Raw genomic sequence first — 710 nt, forward strand, 5'->3', positions numbered from 1 at the left:
CCATGCGTTTTAAGGACAAAGAGATGAGAAAAGTATTTTATATAATAAGATCATTATTTACCTTATTCGCGTTTTGTATGCTCGCGATGGGTTGTGAGGAAAAACTAGATCGTAGTCCTTATGGATTTAGGGAAGAAGATGAGAGCGACCTGATTGCGGGTGCGATCTTTTTCCAAAGTTTTACGAACAATGGCGACGGAACAACATCTGACAGTACAAGCGGTTTGATGTGGAAGACTTGTAGCCAAGGTCAGTTATTCAACGGAGATGCCACGAGTTACAATTGTAGAGGAGCAAACGGGAGCTTAGCGAATCCGAGTTCTTTCGGTGCAACGGATCTCCAGTATTGTAGTGTGGATTTGAACTCTTGTAATACATTGGGAATTCCTCAGACACTAACGAATGTATCTCCGATCGGTATAACCGGCAGTTCAGAGGCCTATGATTCGTGTGCGAACGATAACACGGGAGGTCATACTGACTGGAGAGTTGCTAGTTTCTTGGAGTTAAAATATTTAAGTTCGAATAGCCGCAACTTCATGCTTTTGAAATTTCCGGATACACTAGAGTCTTTCTATTGGAGTTCAACAGCTAACGAACAAGATGCAGCAGGTAAAACAGCTCGGGCAGTATCCTTCTCCAAAGACAGATTTGGAGAAGACGAGTCTTATAGCAAGACCAGCAGATATTTCGTTCGCTGTGTGAGATAA

At 42.5% G+C, this 710-nt stretch carries 1 protein-coding gene; it reads left to right on the forward strand.

All coding sequences use genetic code 11. From position 1 onward, the window contains the following. A partial coding sequence (lsa25, locus tag LPTSP_RS19020) for a surface adhesin Lsa25 (protein WP_439957028.1) occupies nt 1-710 on the forward strand: 710 nt, incomplete at its 5' end.

The organism is Leptospira johnsonii, assembly GCF_003112675.1.
In the GTDB taxonomy this organism is placed as follows: Bacteria; Spirochaetota; Leptospiria; order Leptospirales; family Leptospiraceae; genus Leptospira_B; species Leptospira_B johnsonii.